The sequence below is a fragment of the Nonomuraea sp. NPDC050478 genome, from assembly GCF_044458265.1.
GTDB classification, from domain to species: Bacteria; Actinomycetota; Actinomycetes; order Streptosporangiales; family Streptosporangiaceae; genus Nonomuraea; species Nonomuraea ferruginea.
This window is the reverse complement of record NZ_JBITHT010000009.1, coordinates 224,884-244,913: the sequence shown is the minus strand read 5'-3', so window position 1 is coordinate 244,913 and position 20,030 is coordinate 224,884. Positions and strand designations below refer to the sequence as shown.

The 20,030-nt window shown below is 72.6% G+C and carries 20 protein-coding genes; 17 read left to right on the top strand and 3 right to left on the bottom strand.

Features of this window, described 5'->3' with window-relative positions; all coding sequences use genetic code 11:
* Window positions 1-11: 11 nt before the first annotated feature.
* From ACIBF7_RS38580 to hydA, 14 genes are all read left to right on the top strand, one after another.
* Window positions 12-959, top strand: coding sequence for a dihydrodipicolinate synthase family protein (locus ACIBF7_RS38580; RefSeq protein ID WP_271279147.1), 948 nt, complete (start codon window positions 12-14; stop codon window positions 957-959).
* Window positions 956-1,243 carry a (2Fe-2S)-binding protein gene (locus ACIBF7_RS38575; protein ID WP_148031057.1) on the top strand — a complete coding sequence of 96 codons (288 nt, stop codon included), beginning with the start codon at window positions 956-958 and terminating at the stop codon, window positions 1,241-1,243. Before ACIBF7_RS38580 ends, ACIBF7_RS38575 begins: the two co-directional genes overlap by 4 nt.
* Window positions 1,240-2,640, top strand: coding sequence for an NAD(P)/FAD-dependent oxidoreductase (locus tag ACIBF7_RS38570; protein ID WP_397199325.1), 1,401 nt, complete (start codon window positions 1,240-1,242; stop codon window positions 2,638-2,640). Before ACIBF7_RS38575 ends, ACIBF7_RS38570 begins: the two co-directional genes overlap by 4 nt.
* Window positions 2,637-3,794: an FAD-binding oxidoreductase gene (locus ACIBF7_RS38565; protein ID WP_271279145.1), complete on the top strand. Its 1,158-nt coding sequence runs from the start codon at window positions 2,637-2,639 to the stop codon at window positions 3,792-3,794. The genes ACIBF7_RS38570 and ACIBF7_RS38565 overlap by 4 nt, the downstream gene beginning before the upstream one ends.
* Before the next feature lie 34 nt (window positions 3,795-3,828).
* Window positions 3,829-5,091, top strand: a complete 1,263-nt coding sequence (locus ACIBF7_RS38560) for an amidohydrolase family protein (RefSeq protein ID WP_397199324.1) — start codon at window positions 3,829-3,831, stop codon at window positions 5,089-5,091.
* Window positions 5,088-7,139 carry a hydantoinase/oxoprolinase family protein gene (locus ACIBF7_RS38555; RefSeq protein WP_271279143.1) on the top strand — a complete coding sequence of 684 codons (2,052 nt, stop codon included), beginning with the start codon at window positions 5,088-5,090 and terminating at the stop codon, window positions 7,137-7,139. Before ACIBF7_RS38560 ends, ACIBF7_RS38555 begins: the two co-directional genes overlap by 4 nt.
* Window positions 7,136-8,869, top strand: a complete 1,734-nt coding sequence (locus ACIBF7_RS38550) for a hydantoinase B/oxoprolinase family protein (RefSeq protein ID WP_219551905.1) — start codon at window positions 7,136-7,138, stop codon at window positions 8,867-8,869. The genes ACIBF7_RS38555 and ACIBF7_RS38550 overlap by 4 nt, the downstream gene beginning before the upstream one ends.
* A 79-nt stretch (window positions 8,870-8,948) precedes the next feature.
* Window positions 8,949-10,547, top strand: coding sequence for an ABC transporter substrate-binding protein (locus ACIBF7_RS38545; RefSeq protein ID WP_397199323.1), 1,599 nt, complete (start codon window positions 8,949-8,951; stop codon window positions 10,545-10,547).
* A gap of 26 nt (window positions 10,548-10,573) precedes the next feature.
* The gene (locus ACIBF7_RS38540) at window positions 10,574-11,638 is read left to right on the top strand and encodes an ABC transporter permease (RefSeq protein WP_397199322.1); all 1,065 of its coding nucleotides are present in this window, start codon (window positions 10,574-10,576) and stop codon (window positions 11,636-11,638) included.
* Complete coding sequence (locus tag ACIBF7_RS38535) at window positions 11,635-12,489, top strand: ABC transporter permease (protein WP_148031064.1); 855 nt, start codon at window positions 11,635-11,637, stop codon at window positions 12,487-12,489. The genes ACIBF7_RS38540 and ACIBF7_RS38535 overlap by 4 nt, the downstream gene beginning before the upstream one ends.
* Entirely contained in the window at window positions 12,486-13,355 is an 870-nt protein-coding gene (locus ACIBF7_RS38530; RefSeq protein ID WP_397199321.1) for an ABC transporter ATP-binding protein, read from the top strand. The genes ACIBF7_RS38535 and ACIBF7_RS38530 overlap by 4 nt, the downstream gene beginning before the upstream one ends.
* Window positions 13,352-14,146: an ATP-binding cassette domain-containing protein gene (locus tag ACIBF7_RS38525; RefSeq protein ID WP_261808486.1), complete on the top strand. Its 795-nt coding sequence runs from the start codon at window positions 13,352-13,354 to the stop codon at window positions 14,144-14,146. Before ACIBF7_RS38530 ends, ACIBF7_RS38525 begins: the two co-directional genes overlap by 4 nt.
* Window positions 14,147-14,157: 11 nt before the next feature.
* Window positions 14,158-14,544 carry a gamma-glutamylcyclotransferase gene (locus ACIBF7_RS38520; RefSeq protein WP_148031067.1) on the top strand — a complete coding sequence of 129 codons (387 nt, stop codon included), beginning with the start codon at window positions 14,158-14,160 and terminating at the stop codon, window positions 14,542-14,544.
* On the top strand, window positions 14,541-15,935 hold the full coding sequence (gene hydA, locus ACIBF7_RS38515) for a dihydropyrimidinase (protein ID WP_397199320.1): 1,395 nt from the start codon (window positions 14,541-14,543) through the stop codon (window positions 15,933-15,935). The genes ACIBF7_RS38520 and hydA overlap by 4 nt, the downstream gene beginning before the upstream one ends.
* Here the strand turns inward: hydA and ACIBF7_RS38510 are convergent.
* Entirely contained in the window at window positions 15,910-16,422 is a 513-nt protein-coding gene (locus ACIBF7_RS38510; protein WP_148031069.1) for an Lrp/AsnC family transcriptional regulator, read from the bottom strand. The two genes, hydA and ACIBF7_RS38510, sit on opposite strands and share 26 nt — an antisense overlap.
* Window positions 16,423-16,515: 93 nt before the next feature.
* On the opposite strand from ACIBF7_RS38510, the gene ACIBF7_RS38505 reads away from it, so the two are divergent.
* Window positions 16,516-16,959: a rhodanese-like domain-containing protein gene (locus ACIBF7_RS38505; RefSeq protein WP_397199319.1), complete on the top strand. Its 444-nt coding sequence runs from the start codon at window positions 16,516-16,518 to the stop codon at window positions 16,957-16,959.
* Window positions 16,960-17,068: 109 nt separating this feature from the next.
* On the top strand, window positions 17,069-17,827 hold the full coding sequence (locus ACIBF7_RS38500; RefSeq protein ID WP_397199318.1) for a FadR/GntR family transcriptional regulator: 759 nt from the start codon (window positions 17,069-17,071) through the stop codon (window positions 17,825-17,827).
* 31 nt (window positions 17,828-17,858) lie between these two features.
* On the opposite strand, the gene ACIBF7_RS38495 is transcribed toward ACIBF7_RS38500, so the two are convergent.
* Window positions 17,859-18,374, bottom strand: a complete 516-nt coding sequence (locus tag ACIBF7_RS38495) for a nuclear transport factor 2 family protein (protein ID WP_148031072.1) — start codon at window positions 18,372-18,374, stop codon at window positions 17,859-17,861.
* An 8-nt stretch (window positions 18,375-18,382) separates the two neighbouring features.
* Window positions 18,383-18,724, bottom strand: coding sequence for a DUF4286 family protein (locus ACIBF7_RS38490; protein WP_148031073.1), 342 nt, complete (start codon window positions 18,722-18,724; stop codon window positions 18,383-18,385).
* A gap of 83 nt (window positions 18,725-18,807) precedes the next feature.
* Between ACIBF7_RS38490 and ACIBF7_RS38485 the strand changes: the two genes are divergently transcribed.
* Window positions 18,808-19,671, top strand: coding sequence for a TIGR03619 family F420-dependent LLM class oxidoreductase (locus ACIBF7_RS38485; protein ID WP_397199317.1), 864 nt, complete (start codon window positions 18,808-18,810; stop codon window positions 19,669-19,671).
* Window positions 19,672-20,030 lie beyond the last annotated feature (359 nt).

Sequence of the window (20,030 nt, the reverse complement as noted above, 5' to 3'; positions counted from 1 at the left end):
CGAAGAACCGCATGGACCGCGACGACGTCACCTGGCACGGCTACTGGCCTGCCGCTCCCACTCCCTTCACCGCCGACGGGCGCCTCGACGAGGACGCGTGGCGCGCGCTGCTGCGCCTCTACGCCGAGCAGCGCGTGCACGGGGTCCTGGTCAACGGGAGCACCGGCGAGTGGTTCAGCCAGAGCCCGGACGAGCGCCGGCGGGTCGTCGAGATCGCGGCGGAGGAGGTCGCCGGGCGCTTCCCCGTGGTCGCCGGCATCACCGCCTACACGCCGGACGAGGCGATCGGCCTGGCCCGCCACGCCGCCACCGCCGGCGCCGACGGCGTGCTCGCCACGCCGCCGCCGTACGTGCACCCGGGCCCCGACGAGATCGTGGACTACTACGACCGCATCAGCTCCGCCACCGCGCTGCCGTTCATGGTCTACAACTGGCCGCGCGGGGTCGCCGTGGACATCTCCGCCCATCCCGGGCTGGCCGAGCGGCTGGCGGCGCTCGACAACGTGGTCGCCATCAAGGACAGCACCGGCGACTGGCTGCGGATGCTCGGCACCGTCGAGGCGGTCTGCGACCGGGTGCGGGTCTTCGGCAGCTTCCTGCACCGGCGCGGCCTGGCCGTGCTCATGGAGATCGGCGGCGACGGCAACATCGACGGCGGCGGCATGGGAGCCCCGTTCGCCGTCCCCTACTACGAGGCGGTCGCCGCGGGCGACCGTCAGGCCGCCCGCGAGTGGGCCGGCCGCTACGGCGCGCTGTCGTCCCGGCTCATCAACCCGGACTACAGCGGCGTCTACGGCACGCCCATCGCCCAGCTCAAGGCCGCGATGAACCTGCTCGGCCAGCCCGGCGGGCACGTCCGCCCGCCGCTCCTGCCGATCGAGGACGAGGCGACGCTGCGGGCGATCGACGCCGTCCTGACCGAATCCGGCCTGAAGGCCGCGGCGGGAGCCCGGGCATGAGAGCGAAGGCCGTCATCGGGACGCCGCCGCGCACGGTCACGATCCACGTGGACGGCCGGCCGGTCAGCGTCGTCGAGGGCGTCAGCCTCGCGGCGGCGCTCGTCGGCGACCGCACCTGGACCTTCCGCTACAACCCGGTCAGCGAGGAGCCGCGCGGCCCGTTCTGCGGCATGGGCGTCTGCCTCGAATGCGAGGTGACGGTGGACGGCCGGCCCGGCGTGCGGGCCTGCCTGACCCCGGTACGCCCCGGCATGCGCGTCGAGACCGAGGAGGAGCGGGCGTGACCGTCCACGAGCGCGACGTGGTGATCGTCGGAGGCGGCCCCGCCGGGCTCGCCGCCGCGCACCGGCTGGCCGCCGCCGGGCTGAGCGTCACCGTCGTCGACGAGCAGGCGGAGCTGGGCGGCCAGTACTTCAGGCGGCCCGCCCCCGAGGTCGCCCGCGTCTGGGGCGACCACCGCCCCGAGGGCGGGCGCCTGGTCGGCGCCGTGCGCGCGGCCGGCGTCGAGTGCCGCACCGGCCACCTGGTCTGGGGCGTCGGCGACGACGGGCGCACACTGCTGGTCTGCGACCCCGCGGAGCGCCCCGTGCGGCTGCGCGGCCGCTACCTGATCATCGCCACCGGCGCCCACGAGCGCCCCTTTCCCTTCCCCGGCTGGCAGCTGCCCGGCGTGACCACGCCCGGCTTCGCCCAGCATCTGGCCGCTGCCGACCACACGCCGATCGGCGAGCGGGTCGTGCTGGCCGGCTCTGGACCGTTCCTGCTGCCGGTGGCCTGCTCGCTGCTGGATCTCGGCGTGACGGTCGCCGGGATCGCCGAAGCCGGCCGTCCCTACCGGCCCAGCACCCGCGCGCTCGGGACCGTACGGCATCCCGCGCGCTTGCGTGAGCTGGCCGGATACGCCGCGCGACTGGCCAGGGCACGCGTGCCGCTCTGGCAGAACACCGTGGTGGTGCGCGCCGACGGAGGCGACCGGATCACCTCCGTGACGCTGGCCGCCGCCACCGCGCCCACCCGGCCGGTGCGCACGGTCCAGGTGGACGCGCTCTGCGTCGGGTACGGCTTCCGCCCGCAGACCGACCTGGCCAGGATGCTCGGCTGCGCGGTGCGCACCGATCCGGCGACGGGGGACGCGACACCGGAGCTCGACGACTCGGGGCGCTCCTCGCGCGACGACGTGTACGTCATCGGCGAGGCGGCGGGGATCGGCGGCGCGCCCGTCGCGGAGGTCCGCGGCCTCGCCGCCGCGCTCGACATCCTGGGCCGCGAGGGGCACGAACCCCGCGCCGGCGAGGCGCGCGGGCTGGCCGCGGCCGGTCGCCGCCTCGCGCACTTCAAGCGGCTGACCGACGCGCTCTACCCGGCTCCGGCCAAGCTGGCGCGGCTGCTGCCGTCCGCGCTGCCGGACGCCGCCACGCTCTGCCGCTGCGAGGCCGTCTCCGCCGGAGAGGTCCGCGGGATCGCCAGGACCGCCGGCCGCGACGTGAACGCCGCCAAGGCGTGGACCCGCGCCGGCATGGGACCGTGCCAGGGCCGGGAGTGCGGCTTCGCCGTCACCGCCGTGACCCGGACGTCCCCGGCGGACGGGCTGCCCGCGGGGGTCTTCCCGTCCCGGCTCCCGGTCCGCCCCGTGCCGGTGGCCACGCTGCTGGAGATGGCCGGCGAAGGGGAGCCGGCATGAGGACGGCGGACGTGGTGATCGTCGGCGCCGGCGTGCTGGGCGCGTCGGCGGCGAGCAGGCTGGCCCGCGACGGCCACCGGGTCGTGGTGCTGGAACGCGGCGCCCCCGGACGTGAGGGTTCCGGCACCACCGCCGGGAACCTGCACGTGCAGGCGGTGCACACCCGGCGTCCCGGCCAGGCCGTCCCCCTGGACAGCGCCCGGTTCGCGCCGCTGCAGCGCGCCGCGAGCGACCTGTGGGAGACCGTCGAGGACGACCTGGGCGCCTCGGTCGAGCTGCGCCGCAGCGGCGGGTTCACCGTCGCCGAGACCCCCGAGCAGGTCCAGGAGCTGTACGACAAGCAGGCCTGGGAGAACGCGGCCGGGATCAAGACGGAGATCCTCGGCGGCGACGCGGCCCGCGACGCCCTGCCGCAGCTCGGGCCGACCGTCGCCGCCGCCACCTGGTGCCCGCACGACGGCTACGCCAACCCGCTGAAGGTCACCCCGGCCTACCTGGACGACGCGGTGCGGCACGGCGCCGAGGTGGTGCCGTTCGCGCCGGTCACCGCGATCGCCCGCGAGGGCGGCTCGTGGCGGGTGCGCGCCGGTGCGCGGGAGATCGAGACCCCTGTGGTGATCGACGTGGCCGGGCCGTGGCTGCACAAGATCGCCGCCCTGACCGGGGTCGCGCTCGACATGGCCCCGGTGGCGATCCAGATGCACGCCACCGTGCGCTGCTCGTCGGGCCTGCCGCACCTGGTCCAGCACATCGGCGAAGGACTGTCGGTCAAACAGGTCAACGCGGGCAACCTGCTGGTCGGCGGCGGCTGGCCGGCCCGCCGGCTGAACCTCGACGGCCGCAGCGACGCGGGCGTGGACAGCATGGTGGGCAACCTGGCCCTGGCCGTGCGGATCCTGCCGTTCGTCCGCCGGCTGCGGCTGCTGCGGGCGTGGGCCGGGCCGCTCGCGGCCACGCCCGACGAGATGCCGGTGATCGGCGAGGTGCCGGGCAGGCCGGGGTTCCTCGTCGCGGGCGGCACGTACGCCTTCACCTTCGCCCCCTTGTGGGCCGAGACCCTGCGCTGCCTCGTGGCCGGTGCGGAGCCGCCCGTGGACGTCTCCGACCTGGGGCCGGATCGGCTCATGCACAACCTCCCCGAGAAGAAGAGATGAGGAAACGGTGACAGCGATAGACGGGCGAGCGCCCGTGACCGAGCCCGTGTGGCTGTCCGGCGGTCACGTCGTGGACGTGCGATCCGGATCGATCCGGCGGGACACCAACGTCGTCGTACGCGACGGCCGGATCGAACGGATCACCACCGACGCCCCGCCCCCCGGAGCGCGCACCGTGCCCCTGGGCGGACGCTACCTGCTGCCCGGGCTGATCTCGGTGCACACCCACCTGTCGGTGGTCTACCCGTTCTCGGACAACGACGAGTCGGAGAACCCCGGCATCACGGCTCTGCGCGCGCTGTCCAGAGCTCGCGAGGCGCTGTACGCGGGAGTCACCACCATCCGGACCGTGCACGAGCAGAACCGCGCCGACCTCCTCGTCCGCACCGCCGCCGGCCAGGGCTGGGTGGAGGCGCCGCGGATCGTGGGCGCCGGCCGGGCGATCTCCACGACCGGCGGCCACGGGCAGGGCAGCGGCTGCGCCTACGCCGACGGCTACGACGCCTTCCTGCGCGCCGCCCGCACGGAACTGGCCGCCGGGGCCGACCTCATCAAGATCTTCATCACCGGCGGCATCGCCCACCAGGGCGAGTCGTTCAACGGCGCGCAGATGACCGTCGACGAGATGCGCGCCGTGGTCCGCGCCGCCGACGAGCACGGCACGTACGTGACCGCGCACGCCGGCGCGGGCTCGGCCATCCGCGAGGCGCTCACCGCCGGGGTGCGCGGCTACGAGCACGCCTACGACCTCGACGAGGCCACCGCCAGGCAGATGGCGGCGCAGCGGGTCTACCTGACCCCGACGCTGTGCGTGACCCGCTGCCCCGACTGGATGGCCGAGCACGCCTTCACCCCGTGGCAGATCGAGCGGGCCCTGGAGGTCGGCCCCGGGCATCTCGCCAGCATCCGCACCGCCATCGCGGCCGGCGTCGCCGACCCGTCCGACCCGGAGAAGCCCGGGATCACCTTCCTGGCCGGCACCGACTACCCGCCCGGCGCGCCGATCGAGGACACCGTGGTCGCGGTCCGCGAGATGGAGCTCCTGGCCGAGGCCGGGCTCGACACCCACCAGGCGCTGCGCTCGGGCACCCTCGACGCGGCCCGCCTGACCGGCCTCGAAGGGCAGGCGGGCGTCGTGGAGGAGGGCCACCTCGCCGACCTGATCGTCACCGAGCGCGACCCGCTGAGCGACCTGTCGGCGCTGCGCCGGATCACCTTCGTCATGCAGGCCGGGCGGGTCGTCCGCGACGACCTGCCCGCCGTACCCGACCACCACGCCACGGAGGGCGCACAGTGAGCCAGGACTCCGGCCGCACCCGCTTCGCCGTCGACATCGGCGGCACCTTCGTCGACGCCATCTCCTACGACGACGCCACCGGCGAACTGCGGCTGCACAAGGCCTCCACCACCCCCGACGCCCCGGCACGCGGCGTCCTCGACGCGGTCGGCGGGCTCGCCGACCGGCTGGACGACGTGGAGGCGTTCGTCCACGGCACCACGCTGGGCCTGAACGCGATCCTCCAGCGGCGCGGCGCCGACGTCGGGATCATCACCAACGAGGGCTTCCGCGACCTGCTGGAGATCGCCCGCGCGAACGTGCCCTCCCAGTACATGTACGACTTCTCCTACGCCCCGCCGCCGCCCCTCGTCCCCCGCCGGCACCGCGTCGGCGTGCCCGGCCGCGTGGACGCCCAGGGCACGGTGATCGAGCCGCTGGACGAGGACGCGGTGCGCGAGGCGGGCCGGGTGCTGGTGGAGGAGCACGGCCTGCGCTCGCTGGCCATCTGCTTCCTGCACTCGTACGCCAACCCCGAGCACGAGCGGCTGGCGGCGCGCATCCTGCGCGAGGCGTACCCCGAGGTGTCGGTCTCGACCTCCACCGACATCACCCGCGAGTACCGCGAGTACGAGCGGACCAGCACGGTCACCCTCGACGCCTACATCCGGCCGGTGCTGAACGACTACATCGCCACCCTGGAGTCGCGGCTGAACGACTCCGGGCTGACCCACCCGCTGCACATCATGCGCTCGGGCGGCGGTGCGATGACCTCCGAGCTGGCCCGGCAGGCGCCGCTGATGACCGTGCTGTCCGGGCCCGCGGGCGGCGTGGTCGGCGCCTCCTTCCTGGCCCGCGAGCAGAACCTGCCGAAGGTGATCACCTTCGACGTGGGCGGCACCAGCCTGGACTGCTGCGTGATCGAGGACGGCGAGCCCGGCGAGGTGCACGAGGCCGCCATCGACGGCTTCCCGCTGCTCATCCCGATCTTCGACATCCGCACCGTGGGCGCCGGCGGCGGCTCGATCGCCTGGATCGACGAGGGCCTGCTCAAGGTCGGCCCGCACAGCGCGGGCGCGGTGCCCGGCCCGGTGGCGTACCGCGCCGGCGGCACCGAGCCGACGGTCACCGACGTGGCGCTGGTCCTCGGCTACCTGGACCCCTCCGGGTTCCTGGACGGCGACATGACCATCGACGCCGACGCCGCCCGCGCCGCCGTGCGGACCGAGCTGGCCGAGCCTCTCGGCGTCGACGTCACCAAGGCGGCGGCGAGCGTCTTCCAGGTCCTGCTGGCCCGCACGGTCGGCGCGCTGCGCGAGATCACGGTCGAGCGGGCGCTGGACCCGAGGGAGTTCGCGCTGCTCGCGTTCGGCGGGGCGGGGCCGCTCCTGGCGCCCATGCTGGCCCGCGAGATGGGCATCGCCACCACGATCGTGCCGCAGGTCCCGGCCGCGTTCTCCGCCTTCGGCATGCTGATGTCGGACCTGGAGTACGAGTTCGCCACCACGGTCCTGCGCCCGCTGACCGACGAGACGCTGGCCGCGGTGGAGGACACGTTCGCCGAACTGGAAGGTCAGGGCGAGGAGGTGCTGTCCGCCCAGGGCGTCAAGCCCGAGGACCGCACCCTGATCCGCCGCCTGGACGTGCGCTACCACGGCCAGGAGCACAGCCTCGGCATCGACCTGGTGCCGGGCGACACCGCGGCGTCCGTGCTCGCCCGCTTCAGCGAGCAGCACGAGGCCCGCTACGGCCACGCGATGCCGGAGCCGGGCCAGATCCTGACGCTGCGGGTGCGCGCGGTGGGCCGGCTGGCCAAGCCGGGCCTGCGCGAGCTGCCGCCGGCCGGGACCGCCACCCCCGAGCCGATCGCCGAGCGCCCGGCGTTCGACGTCGCGACGGGTGAGACGGTCCCGTTCCCGGTGTACGCGCGGGCCACCCTGGGCGCCGGCCACGAGGTGAGCGGGCCGGCCATCGTGGAGGAAGGCACCTCCACCACGGTCATCTTCGGAGACCAGCGGCTCACCGTCGACCGATACGGGCAACTGGTGATCACGGGAGGCCAGGCATGAGCACGGGCGAGCGGCTGGACGGCGCGACCGTCGAGGTGATCAGGAACTACCTGGTCTCGGTGGGCGAGCAGATGCGCCGCACCCTGGTCAGGGCGGCGTTCAACCCGGTCATCTACGAGGTGCTGGACTTCGGCATCTCGATCTACAACGCCGACCTGGACCTGACCGCCGAGGCGGCCGGCATCACCTCGTTCCTGGGCGCCAACGACTACGCCATCGTCAAGGGCGTGGAGTACGTCGGCCGCGAGAACCTCGCGCCCGGCGACGTCTACCTGCTGAACTATCCGTACTGGAGCGGCGCGCACTCCTACGACGCGATGCTGTTCGCCCCGGTGTTCCGGGACGGGCACGACGGCCCCGCGGCCTACCTGGCGGTCCGCGCCCACTGGATGGACCTGGGCGCCAAGGCCCCCGGCTACGTCCTGGACTCGACCGACATGCACCAGGAAGGCCTGATCTTCCCCGGCACGAAGATCGTCAGCGGTGGCGAGCCGGTGCGGGACATCATCGAGCTGATCCGGTTCAACTCCCGGCTGCCCGACCTGACCATCGGCGACTTCCACGCCCAGCTCGCGGCGCTGCGCACCGGCGAGAACCGGCTGGCCCAGGTGTGGGAGAAGTTCGGCGGCGAGACCGTGGACCAGGCCATCCGTCAGCTCATCGAGCACGGCGAGCGGGTCGCCCGCAAGGCCGTGGCCGCGCTGCCCGACGGCTCCTGGACCGCCGTGGACTACTGCGACGACGACGGCATCACCGACGACCTGATCCGGATGGAAGTCAAGGTCACCATCGACGGCGACCACATGGAGGTCGACTTCAACGGCTCCGACGGCGCCGTGCTGGGCCCGGTCAACCTGCCCATCGGCGCCACCGAGAGCCTGGCCAAGGCCACGTTCAAGGAGCTGACCAGCGCGGACGAGCCGTCCAACGCCGGGCACTACCGGGCGCTGTCCGTCGTGGCCGACCCCGGCAACTTCTTCAACGCGCAGTACCCGGTGGCGACGTTCACCCAGTGGAGCGCCATCGTCGCCTTCGAACTGCTGCACAAGGCCCTGGCCCAGGTGCTCGACACCATCCCGGCCTCCTCCGGCGGCGACGAGCCGGGCTTCATGGCGCTCGGCAACGACCCGCGCACCGGCGCCGACTTCGTCATCAGCAACAACGAGGGCATCGGCTGGGGCGCGCGCAAGGACCGCGACGGCGCCAACGCCCAGCAGCACCCCTCGCAGAGCGTGGTCCGCAACACCCCGATCGAGGTGCTGGAGCACAAGTCGACCGTGTTCCACGAGCGGCTGGAGCTGATCCCCGACTCCTGCGGGGCGGGCCGCTTCCGCGGCGGCGTGGGCGTGCTGCGGCAGGTCCGCTACCTCGCCGACGGCGAGGTGCTGTCGATGAAGAAGAAGAGCAAGACTCGCCCCTGGGCGCTGGACGGCGGCCACGAGCCCGAGCCCAGCGAGATGGTGCTGTGGCCGGGCACCGACCGGGCCAAGCGGGTCGGCATGTACCGGGCGGCGATGCGGGCGGGGGACCGCTTCGTCAACCGCACCGCGGGCGGCGGCGGGTACGGCGACCCGCTCGACCGCGACCCGGCCGCCGTGGTCGCCGACGTGCTCGACGGCTACGTCAGCGCTGAGGCGGCGGAGCGGGTCTACGGCGTCGTCGTGGACGACTCCGGAGCCTGGCGGCCCACGCCGGCCAGAGCGGCGCGAACGGCCGCCCCGGAGTCCTGACCACGTGGGACACGGCAAGGCGCCGTGGCCGGAAGCAGGTGTTCGCCGCAACGGCGTACTCATGAAGGGTAGAAGATCCATGCACCACCGCATCCCCCCATCAGCGGGACCGTCCCGCCGGGTCCGTCCCCTGCGTCTGGTCGCGGCCGCCCTGGCCGCCTCCCTCGCCCTCGCGGCGTGCGGCGGCGGCGCCGGCTCCACCGGGGCAGGTGCGGACGCGCGCAAGCAGACCCTGATCATCGCCGAGAACGAGCCCCCGGCGACCTTCGACCCCGTCCAGGCGGACAACTCCACCGTGGACGAGGTGTCCATCCCGGCCTACGACACGCTGCTGCGGTACGAGGGCAACGAGCTGTCGCCGTCGGTCGCCACGGAGTGGAAGTTCGACGAGAAGGGCACCGCGCTCGACCTGACGCTGCGCGACGACGTGACCTTCCACGACGGCGCCAAGCTGACGGCCGCCGACGTGAAGTACACGCTAGACCGCGTCGCCCGGCTCGGCATCGGCGTCGCGTCCCTGGTGAGCGCCTACGACTCCACCGAGGTCGTGGACGACACCCACGTGCGGATCAACCTCAAGCAGCCGAACGCGCCGTTCGCCTCCGCGCTCACCCGCGTCTACCTCCTCAACTCCAAGCTCGTGACCGCCAACGCCGGCGACGACGACGGCCAGAAGTGGCTGGCCACCAACGACGCCGGGTCCGGCCCGTACAAGCTGGCCGGCTACACCGCCAACCAGGAGGCGCGCTTCACCCGCTACGACGGCTACTGGGGCGGGTTCACCAACCAGGCCAAGGACGTGGTGTTCCGCTACCTCCCGCAGGCCGCGACCCAGAAGACGGCGCTGGCCTCGGGCGACGTCGACATCGCGATGGACATCGCGCCCACCGACTGGGCCGGGATGGAGGGCTCCGGGTTCACGGTCGACAAGGCCGACACCAACGTCCAGCTGTACGTGTTCTTCAAGATGAAGGACTCGGCGGTGTCGAACCCGAAGCTGCGTGAGGCGATCGCGCACGCCTACGACTACGACCAGCACGTCAGCGCCATCCTCAAGGGAGCCGGCAAGAAGGCCGTCGGCGTCCTGCCCAGCGGCATGACCTGCTTCGACGAGACCACGCCGCAGCCGGTCAGGGACGTGGCCAAGGCCAAGCAGATCCTGGCCGACGCCGGGCTGAGCAATGTCACGCTCACCATGACGTACCTGAAGGCCACGGCGGAGATGGAGCAGGCCGCCACGCTGCTGCAGTCCAACCTGTCCGAGATCGGCGTCAAGCTGAACCTGGAGGCCATCACCTACCCGCAGTACGTCGAGCGGCTGAAGACCAACGAGACCACGCCGGACCTCGGCATGATCTACGGCTTCCCGCCGTACCCGGACCCGGACGCGGTGCTGTACCTGCAGTTCCACTCCAGCTTCGCCAACGGCGGGCTGAACAGCGGCGGCTACGACAACGCCGAGGTCGACAAGCTCACCGAGCAGGGCCAGCAGGCGACCGACGAGGCCGAGCGGTGCGCCGCGTACAGCGAGGCCCAGAAGCTCATCGCCGCCGACCACTACGCCGTCAACCTGGCGAACTCGCAGTACGTGACGGTCCTGCGCCAGGGCCTGACCGGCTACACCTACCAGCCGGCCCACCACCAGACCGTGGACGTCTACAAGATCCAGGTCGGCTGAGCCGCGGTACGAGGAGGGACCCCCGCATGGCCCGTTTGCTGCTCCGGCGGCTCGTCACGAGCGTCGTCGTGCTGGTCGGCCTGGCCGTCGTCACGTTCCTGATGACCCAGGTGCTGCCCGGCGACCCGGCCCGCGCCGCCGCCGGGCGCAACGCGACAGCCGAGCAGGTGGCCGCCGTCGCCGCCCGGCTGGGCCTGGACCAGCCGGTGTGGGACCAGTTCCTGGCCTACATGGGCCGGCTGTTCCAGGGAGACATCGGGACGTCGGTGTTCACCCAGCGCCCGGTGCTGGAGGATGTCGCGGCCATGCTGCCCTCCTCGCTGGAACTGGTGCTCGCCGCCATGGTGATCAACATCGTGGTGGCGGTGCCGCTGGGGACGTACGCCGCCTGGCGGAGCGGCCGGGCGGCGGACGCCGCCGCCCGGCTGATCACCCTGCTGGGCGCGGCCGTGCCGGTGTTCTGGCTCGGCCTGATGCTCCAGCTGGTGTTCGCCGCCGAGCTCAGGGTGCTGCCCCTCACCGGGCAGCTCTCCTTCGGCCGCCAGGTGCCGGCCATCACCGGCATGACCTCGGTGGACGCGCTGCTCAGCGGAGACATGGCGGCCTTCGGCGACGCCATGGCCCACCTGCTGCTGCCGGCCGTGACGCTCGCCGCGTCGTTCGTGGCGGTGGTGGCCAGGACCGTGCGCTCCTCCATGCTCACCGCGCTGAGCTGCGACTACATCGCGCTGGCCCGGGCGACCGGCGCGTCGGAGTTCCGCGTGGTGGTGCGGCACGGGCTGCGTAACGCGCTGGTGCCCGCCAGCACCATCCTCGGCATGCAGCTCGGCTGGATGCTCGGCTCCACCGTCCTGGTCGAGTCCGTCTTCGGCAGGACCGGCATCGGCTCCTACGCGGTGACCGCGGTGCTGCAGAACGACCTTTACGCCGTGATCGGCACGGTTCTCGTGATCGGAGTGGTCTTCGTGCTGGCGAACATCGCCGTCGACCTCGTCCAGCTCTGGCTGAACCCGAGGCTGCGCCACACCGGCGCCCGCGCGCGGCGCACGACCGTACCTTCAGAGGCCCCCGCGACGGAGGTGCCGGCATGAGCGCGCACGCCGCCGCCAAGCCGCGGACCCGGCGCCGGGTGCCCGTCGTGGAGGGGATCGCCCTCGCCGTGGCGGCGCTCGTGGTGCTGATGGCCGTCGCCGGGCCGCTGCTCGCCCCGTACGACCCGTACGCGGTGGACCTCTCCCGGTCGCTCCTGCCGCCGTCGGCCGAGCACTGGCTCGGCACCGACTCCAACGGCCGGGACGTGCTGAGCCGGGTCCTGTACGGCGCCCGCGTCACCCTGCCGGCGACCCTGGTCGTCATCGCCGCCTCCACGCTGATCGGCCTGCTGATCGGCACGCTCGCGGCGCTCGGCGGGAAGGTCGTCGACGAGGTGCTCATGCGGATCACCGACATCGGGCTGTCGCTGCCGGCGATCATCCTGGCCCTCGGCCTGGCCGCCGCGCTCGGGCCCGGCCTGTCCTCCGCGGTCATCGCGCTGTCGCTCACCTGGTGGCCGGGTTACGCCCGGCTGGTGCGCACGCTCGTCCGCGAGGTCAAGGACGCCGAGTACGTCGACGCGGCCCGCGTCATGGGCGTCCCGCAGGGACGGCTGATCTTCCGGCACATCCTGCCCAACGCGCTCAACACGCTCTACGTGCAGACCACGGTGGACGTGGGCGCGGTGATGCTGGTGATCTCCGGCCTGTCCTTCATCGGCGTGGGCGCCCAGGTGCCCTCGTCCGAGTGGGGCGCGATGATCGCCGGTGAGGCCAACAACCTCACCAACGCCTGGTGGGCCGTGGCCTTCCCGGGCCTCGCCCTGCTGCTGACCGCCCTGGCGTTCAACCTGGTGGGCGACTGGCTGCGGGTGCGCAACGACCCGACGATCCGTCAGGAGGCGCGATGAGCACCGACCCCCTGCTCCGCATCCGGGACCTGCGGGTGTCCTACCCGGCGGCGGGAGGCGCGGGAGGCGCGGGTGGCATGGCCCAGGTCGTCCACGGCGTGGACCTCGACCTCGCGCCCGGCGAGCGGGTCGCCCTGGTCGGCGAGTCGGGGTCCGGCAAGTCGGTCACGGCGCGTGCCGTGCTGCGGCTGGATCCGGACGCGCGGCTGGCCGGCAAGATCGAGCTGGAGGGCGTCGACCTGCTGGGGCTGCCGCAGCGCCGGATGCGCGAGATCCGCGGCGGCCGGGTCGGCCTGGTCTTCCAGGACCCGCTGGCTTCGCTCAACCCGGTGATGACCATCGGCCGCCAGGTCATGCAGCCGCTCGTCATCCGGGGCGTGTCCCGAAGGGTGGCCCGCCGCCGGGCGATCGAGCTGCTGGAACGGCTGGGCGTGCGCGACGCGGAGCACCGCGTCGACGACTACCCGCACCAGTTCTCCGGTGGCATGCGGCAGCGCGTGGTGATCGCCATCGCGGTCATCGCCGAGCCCGCGCTGCTCATCGCCGACGAGCCCACGACCGCGCTGGATGTGCGGGTGCAGGCACGGGTCCTGGAACTGCTGCACGAGCTGGCCGCCGAACGCGGCATGTCCATCCTGCTGATCACCCACGACCTGGGCATCGTCGCCGGGTTCGCCGAGCGGGCGGTGGTGATGCGCCACGGCCGGGCCGTCGAGACCGGCACCGTCGACCAGATCTACAACGCGCCCCGGCACGACTACACCAGGGCGCTGCTGGCCGCCGTCCCGCGCATCGGCGGCGACGTCACCCGGCCGCTGGCCGTCATCGGCGCCGCCGGGAACGCGCCCGAGGAGGAGGAATCGTGAGCGAGCCGCTGCTCCAGGTCCGTGACCTGGTCAAGACCTTCGGCGGGCGGCGCGTGCTGGGCGGCGTCTCCTTCGACGTGGCGCCGGGCGAGGTGCTCGGCCTGGTCGGGGAGTCCGGGTCGGGCAAGTCCACCACCGCGCGGTGCGTCACCCGGCTCACCCGCCCGGACAGCGGCCGGGTCCTCCTCGGCGGCCGCGACGTGCTCACCGCCGGGCGGCGCGAGCTGCGCGCCCTGCGGGCGGACATGCAGATGGTCTTCCAGGACCCGTACTCGTCGCTGAACCCGCGCATGACCGTGGCCGAGCTCGTCGGCGAGCCGCTGCTCGTGCACGGGCTGGAACCCGATCGCCGGCGGCGCCGCGAACGGGCCGCGGAACTGCTGGAGACGGTCGGCATGTCGGCCGAGCACCTGGACCGCCACCCGCGCTCCTTCTCCGGCGGGCAGCGCCAGCGCATCTCCATCGCCCGCGCCCTCGCGGTGGAGCCGCGGCTGCTCATCTGCGACGAGCCGGTCTCGTCGCTGGACGTGTCGGTCCAGGCTCAGGTGCTGAACCTGCTGCGCGACCTGCGCGAACGGCTGGGCCTGTCCATCCTGTTCATCGCCCACGACCTGGCGGTCGTCTACTACCTCTGCGACCGGGTGGCGGTCATGCTCGACGGCGAGCTGGCCGAGATCGGCACCCGCGAGCAGATCTACGGCGAGCCGAGCCATCCCTACACCCGCTCGCTGCTCGACGCCGTGCCCGTCCCCGACCCGGCGCTCGCCAAGCGGCGCCACACCACCGCATGAAGGAGCACCACGTGGAGAATCTGCGCATGTTCGTCAACGGCCAGGCGATGTCGGGCGGCAGCCTGAACGCCGCGCTGGCCGGCGCGCGGTTCCTGGGGCCGGCGACGACGGCGCCCCGCTACCGGTTCTACTCCGTACGCGACGAGTTCCCCGGCCTCCACCCGGTCGGCGACGGCTACGCGGTGCCCGGCGAGCTGTACGAGGTCACGTACGAGATCCTGCGCGACCACCTGCTGCCGGGCGAGCCGCCCGAGCTGGAGCTCGGCGTGATCGAGCTGGCCGACGGCAGCGGCTCGCTGTCGATGCGGATGCGCGCCGAGGCGCTGGAGGCGCCGGGCGTCGTGGACATCAGCGAGGCCGGCGGCTGGCGCGCGCACCTGGCCGGAGCCGGCGGATGAGCGACCCCGTGGTGATCCGCGGCGGCACGGTGGCGGAGGCGAGCTGGTGCGCCCCCGCCGACGTGTTCGTCGCGGAGGGAAGGGTGACCGCGCTGGCCGAGCCGGGCACGCCCGCGCCGCGCGGCACCGCCGAGATCGACGCCGGCGGCATGCTGGTGCTGCCCGGCGGCGTCGACCCGCACTGCCACGTCGGCTTCACCTCGGGTGACTTCACCTCACTCGACGACTACGCCCAGTGCACGACGGCCGCGGTGTTCGGCGGCACCACCACCATCGTGGACTTCGCCATCCCGCGCCCCGGCCAGGCTCCCGCCGACGCCGCGCACGCCCAGCGGGCCAAGGCGGCGGGCGGCCTGTGCGACAGCGCGCTGCACGCCTGCGTCGTGGACTGGGACGAGACGGTGCCCGACCAGCTCCGCTCGCTGGTCGCCGACGGCATGCCGACGGTGAAGATGTTCACCACCTACCGCGGCGAGACGATGGCCGACGAGGACACGATCCTGCGCACCATGTCCACGCTGCGTGACCTGGGCGGCATGGTGGTGATCCACTGCGAGGCCAACCACATCATCGAGGACACCCAGACGCGCTGCTCGCACGACGGCCGGATCGGCGCCGAGCACATGGCGGCGACCCGGCCCGAGCTGGCCGAGACCGCGTCCGTGGCCGAGGTGCTGGCCATCGCCGAGTCCCTGAAGGCGCCGGTCTACTTCGTGCACCAGTCCACGCCGGAGGCCGTCGAGCTGGTGGCCGCGGCCAGGCGGCGCGGCCTGGCGGCCTACACCGAGTCCGTCGCGCACCACCTGGTGCTGGACGACGGCCTCTACGCCGGGGCCGCCCCCGAGCGGTTCGTGTGCTGCCCGCCGCTGCGCCCGCGCCCGGTGGTGGACGGTCTCGCCCGCCACCTGGCCACCGGCGAGATCACCACGATCGGCAGCGACCACTGCTGTTACGACGTGGCGCAGAAGGAGTCGCGCCGGTCCGACGTGCGCGCCATGCCGAACGGGCTGCCCGGCGTCGAGACCCGGCTGCCGGTGATCTTCTCGGAGTTCGTGGCGGGCGGCGGGCTTCCGGTCAGCCGGTTCGTCGAGCTGACCGCGGCCAACCCCGCCCGGACGAACGGCCTGTATCCCCGCAAGGGCACCCTCATGCCGGGCGCCGACGCCGACATCGCGATCTGGGACCCGTCCGCCCGCTGGACGATCACTTCAGGCGACCTGCACATGGCGACCGACTACACGCCGTACGAGGGGATGACGGTCACCGGCCGGCCGCGCACCGTCCTGGTCGGCGGCCGGGTGGTGGTCCACGACGGCGTGCTCGCCGACGCCACCCCGCGAGGCCGCCACCTGGCCGCGAGCCCGATCACACCGGCGCCCGCCCGCCGCTGAGCGGAGGGCCGTCCGGTCCGGCGGGCGGTCCCGGCGGCAGCAGCGGTCTCGGCGGGAGCGGGGACGAGTAGACGACGCTCGTGGTGACGCCGCCGAGCGCGCCGATCCGGCCGCTCACCCGTTCCAGGTGCTTCATGTCCGTGGCGACGACCTTCATCACGAAGCAGTCGTCGCCCGTGACGTGATGGGCCTCGATCACCTCGGGGAGCTCGGCGAGCAGGCTGTGCAGCGGCTCGTAGGCGCTGCTCGGGTAGCGCAGGCGCAGGAAGGCCATGATCGTGAACCCGAGCCGCTCCGGGTCGACCTGGGCGCCGTAGCCGGTGATCACGCCCGCCTGTTCGAGCCGCCGGACGCGCTCCGCCGTCGCGCTGTGGCTCATGTTGATGCTCCGCGCCAGGTCCGCGACGCTCTGCCGGCCGTTCGCCTGGAGAGCCCGCAGGATGCTCGCGTCGACCTTGTCGAGCTCGTAAGGGACACTGAAGGTCATGTCCTAGATATTGCATCAAATTCCCCGCTATAGCGGCGGAATGCCGGTGATCGGCTCTTCAGCCGAGGCCGGAGCCGTCAGTATCGTCGAGGCATGTCACCCGTCACTTCCGCCGCGAACGCTCTCGTGGCCCACTTCGCCGGCAAGCTCCAGTTCGAGACGGACGCCTCCGACGTGCACGCCGACCAGGAACGCGGCGCCCGGTTCGTGCTGATCGACTCCCGGGGGGACGACGCCTGGACCCAGGGCCGCGTCACCGGCGCCGTCCACCTGCCGACCGCGCAGATCGCCCGTCGCGCGCCTCTGGAGATCCCCCTGGACATGCCGGTCGTCACCTACTGCTGGGGACCCGGCTGCAACGGCGCCACCCGTGCCGCGCTGGAGTTCGCCAAGCTCGGCTACCAGGTGAAGGAGATGATCGGCGGGTTCGAGTACTGGGCCCGCGAGGGCTACCCTGTCGAGGACGACCACGGCCGGGTCGTCCGCGCGGTGGACCCGCTCACCGCTCCCGCGCACGCCATCGGCTGCGACTGCTGACCCCGCCCGGCCGGGACCGGCTTCGCCGACGTCGCCACCAGGGGTGTATCAACCGCTATGGTTAGCATAGATTCAGGACCTCGGGCGATCACCTCCACGAAGGGGCGACATGACGAACGGTACCCGGCCGCCCAAGGCCGCGATGCTGGTGGCCCAGCGGATCATGCGTGACGTCAGCCGGGACGACCTCCACCCCGGCGACATGCTCCTGCCCGAGCGCATCATGCTGGAGAAGTACGAGATCGGGCGCGGCACGCTCCGTGAGGCCCTGCGGCTGCTGGAGTTCCACGGCGTCATCGCCCTCAAGCCCGGCCCCAAGGGCGGCCCGGTGCTGCTCGACCCCGACCCGTCCCACCTGGCCAGCACCATGCTGCTGCTCATGCAGGTCAAGCAGGCCCCGTTCCGGGCGATCATGGAGGTGCGGGCCACGCTGGAGCCCAAGACGGGCGCCCTGGCCGCCGAGCGCATGAGCGACGAGCAGGTCGCCGAGCTGGGCCAGTGCCTGGCCGACATGCGTGACCACATGGACGACGACTACATCTTCTTCGACACCAACCAGCGTTTCCACGACATCATCGCCTGGGGGTCGGGCAACGCGCTCTTCGGCTACATCGTCGACTCGCTGCTCGGCATCCTCGACGGCACCGTGGCCGCCGTCGACTACAGCGCCGTGGGCAGCGACTACCCGCAGCGCAGGCGCAAGGCCATCCTCAAGGCCCACGAGGAGATCTACGCCATGATCGCCGCCCGCGACGCGGCGGGCGCGGAGGCCCGCATGCAGGAACACATCGACGCCTACGTCCGCTACGTCGAGCGCAAGCATCCGAAGCTGCTGGAGCAGACCATCCGCTGGGACGCGCGGGCCTGAGGTGGAGGGCCGCGAGCGGCCCTCCACCCGGTCACAGACCGGCCGGCCAGTCCGCCTTCTTCCAGGGGTCGCCCGCCCGCATGCGCAGCCGGTCGCCCAGCGCCTGCGGATACTCGCGGACGTCGACGAAATACATGTAGGCCTGCACCCGCTCGCTGAACCGCCAGCCGTCAGGGCCGCGCCGGTAGCGGTCGTGGTAGCGGAGCGCGGTGATCATCGGCGCGCCGTCCCGCCATACCTCGGCGTGCGAGGAGACCAGCCCGGTGGCCACGTCCGGGTCCTCGTCGTCGAAGTCCACGACGTGGCCGTGGGTGAAGTGGTTCGTCGGCCCCAGGGCGGCGAACCGGCCGCCGAAGTAGGCGGCGATCGCCGCGACGCCCTTGCCCTTGCCGGGCCCGCTCATGGTGCGCAGCTCGGCGTCCTCGGTGAAGAGCGCGCACACGCCGTCCAGGTCGCGCTCGTCCACCGCGAACCCGTACCGCACGGCCAGGCCGCGGATCTCCTCCAGGTCCTCCAGCCGGCGGATCCGGCTCTCCAGGTCGCTCATGTCCGTCCTCACTCCGGCAGCGGCAGGCCGTTCGCGGCCTCGTGGATCTGGACGTAGACGTTGCGGTAGAAGGTCTTGGCCTTGGCCTTCATGCGCTCGGTCGTCACCGTGCCGTTACGGTAGTTCTGCTGGTAGTCGGGGTTGTCGACGACGGAGACGTCCTCCAGCTCATAGATGCACAGGTAGTTCGGCCGCCCGTCCAGCGCCTTGTACCTGCGCGCGCTCAGGAAGCCCGGCACCCGGCCGATCTTCTCGGGGATGTGCTCCTCCTCGTACCAGGTGTTGAACTCCTCGTCCAAGGAGTCGGGGATGTCGAACATGGCGACCATCACGCCTGGGCGCTTCGTCATGGTTGTGCCCTCCCGGAGTCATAATTGGTATGCATGATTAGTATGGTGACCACGTTGCCATGTCAAGAAAAGGTGAGAGCGTCATGAAGGTGTCGGTGCGCTGTTTCGGCTTCCCGCTCACGTGGTACCGGCCCATCGCGGAGACGGCCGAGCAGGAGGGGTTCCACGGGCTGTGGATCCCCGACCACGTCGTCTCGCCGACCATGACCGACGGCAAGTACCCGTACAGCGCGCACGGCCGGCCGAGCTTCGACCCGGCGACGCCGTTCGCGGACCCGCTGGTGATGGCGGGCCACCTGGCGGCCGCGACCTCCCGGATCCGGCTGGGCATCGGCGTCTACGTGCTGCCGCTGCGCCACCCGCTCATCGCCGCGCGCTCGGTGATGTCCGCCCAGGAGCTGTCCGGCGGACGGCTCGTGCTCGGGGTCGGCGTGGGCTGGATGCGCACCGAGTTCGAGTCCCTGGACCAGGAGTTCTCCGGCCGCGGCGGCCGCACCGAGGAGATGCTGGACGTCATGCGCCGGGCGTGGACCGGAGAGCCGGTGCGGCACGAGGGCCGGTGGTACTCCTTCCCCGAGCTCACCGTCGCCCCGCCGGTGACCGCGCCGGTGCCGGTGCTCATCGGCGGAGCCAGCGAGCGCGCCCTGGCCCGCGCCGTCCAGCACGGCGAAGGCTGGTACGGCCCTCCCGGCACGGCGGACCAGACCGCTTCCTACGTCACCGCGCTCCAGGCGGAGCTGGAGCGACAGGGCCGCGAGCGCTCCTCCTTCCACATCGTGGCGCGGGCCCCGGAGGACGAGCCGCTCGCCGGCGTCCGTGCGCTGGCCGAACGGGACGTGGACGAGGTGGTGCTGAACCTGCCCAGGGCCGTGGCGGAGGTCGGCGAGGTCACCGCCTGGATCACCGAGGCCGCGGCCAGGCTGCGCGCCGACGGCGCCCTCGCCTGAGCGCGGCCCGCCCAGGACTTGTTGAAGATCCCGTCAACAGATCGGGCCGTCCGGGGGCGTCTCCGGACGGAAAGCCGGGCGCGCCGGTCGCCGGGGCGTCCCCGCCGCGGCACCTGCCGCGCTATCGGTGATAACCAATCGTACGGAACCAGTAGAGGGCACAGGGCCGGGGCGCAGCGCGCTCCGGCCATCGCTTACCCTGCCCTCATGAGGGTCCGTCCGGGCCTGCCGAGTCCGTCACGGGCAAGATCTGGCTGCTCGCAGACGTCCTGGTGACGCCAAGTCGACGCGGAGAAATCGTTGACGTTGCGCTCTACTGTCCCTATCGTTATCAGGAATTATTGAGGCCTACCTGCACG

Bases quoted from the DNA above. Each gene is read 5' to 3' on its own strand.
- ACIBF7_RS38580 (WP_271279147.1), top strand. From the start codon at position 12: ATGGACCGCGACGACGTCACCTGGCACGGCTACTGGCCTGCCGCTCCC.
- ACIBF7_RS38575 (WP_148031057.1), top strand. From the start codon at position 956: ATGAGAGCGAAGGCCGTCATCGGGACGCCGCCGCGCACGGTCACGATC.
- ACIBF7_RS38565 (WP_271279145.1), top strand. From the start codon at position 2,637: ATGAGGACGGCGGACGTGGTGATCGTCGGCGCCGGCGTGCTGGGCGCG.
- ACIBF7_RS38550 (WP_219551905.1), top strand. From the start codon at position 7,136: ATGAGCACGGGCGAGCGGCTGGACGGCGCGACCGTCGAGGTGATCAGG.
- ACIBF7_RS38545 (WP_397199323.1), top strand. From the start codon at position 8,949: ATGCACCACCGCATCCCCCCATCAGCGGGACCGTCCCGCCGGGTCCGT.
- ACIBF7_RS38540 (WP_397199322.1), top strand. From the start codon at position 10,574: ATGGCCCGTTTGCTGCTCCGGCGGCTCGTCACGAGCGTCGTCGTGCTG.
- ACIBF7_RS38535 (WP_148031064.1), top strand. From the start codon at position 11,635: ATGAGCGCGCACGCCGCCGCCAAGCCGCGGACCCGGCGCCGGGTGCCC.
- ACIBF7_RS38530 (WP_397199321.1), top strand. From the start codon at position 12,486: ATGAGCACCGACCCCCTGCTCCGCATCCGGGACCTGCGGGTGTCCTAC.
- hydA (WP_397199320.1), top strand. From the start codon at position 14,541: ATGAGCGACCCCGTGGTGATCCGCGGCGGCACGGTGGCGGAGGCGAGC.
- ACIBF7_RS38510 (WP_148031069.1), bottom strand. From the start codon at position 16,422: ATGACCTTCAGTGTCCCTTACGAGCTCGACAAGGTCGACGCGAGCATC.
- ACIBF7_RS38505 (WP_397199319.1), top strand. From the start codon at position 16,516: ATGTCACCCGTCACTTCCGCCGCGAACGCTCTCGTGGCCCACTTCGCC.
- ACIBF7_RS38500 (WP_397199318.1), top strand. From the start codon at position 17,069: ATGACGAACGGTACCCGGCCGCCCAAGGCCGCGATGCTGGTGGCCCAG.
- ACIBF7_RS38495 (WP_148031072.1), bottom strand. From the start codon at position 18,374: ATGAGCGACCTGGAGAGCCGGATCCGCCGGCTGGAGGACCTGGAGGAG.
- ACIBF7_RS38490 (WP_148031073.1), bottom strand. From the start codon at position 18,724: ATGACGAAGCGCCCAGGCGTGATGGTCGCCATGTTCGACATCCCCGAC.
- ACIBF7_RS38485 (WP_397199317.1), top strand. From the start codon at position 18,808: ATGAAGGTGTCGGTGCGCTGTTTCGGCTTCCCGCTCACGTGGTACCGG.